General features: G+C 39.2%; 1 protein-coding gene. It reads left to right on the forward strand.

The features are described from left to right. Positions 1-339 (forward strand): ferredoxin-like domain-containing protein (locus GUI70_RS25455; RefSeq protein ID WP_161884540.1); only part of this gene is annotated, 339 nt, incomplete at both ends.

Raw genomic sequence — 339 nt, forward strand, 5'->3', positions numbered from 1 at the left:
ACAGATGCAGACCAACTGATTCGTCTAGGAGAAGTGGCTAAGAAATATCATGTGCCACTAGTTAAAGTGACAGGTTCACAACGTGTTGGTTTGTATGGAGTTAAAAAAGAAGAATTACCAAATATATGGGAAGACCTAGGTATGCGTTCAGCATCAGCTTATGGTAAGAAAACACGCTCAGTTAAAAGCTGTGTTGGTAAAGAGTTTTGTCGATTTGGTACGCAATACACGACACGACTTGGCATTCGTTTAGAAAAAACATTTGAATACATCGATACACCTCATAAATTCAAAATGGGTGTATCAGGCTGCCCAAGAAGTTGTGTTGAATCAGGTGTT

It is taken from the genome of Deinococcus alpinitundrae, assembly GCF_009982895.1.
In the GTDB taxonomy this organism is placed as follows: Bacteria; Deinococcota; Deinococci; order Deinococcales; family Deinococcaceae; genus Deinococcus; species Deinococcus alpinitundrae.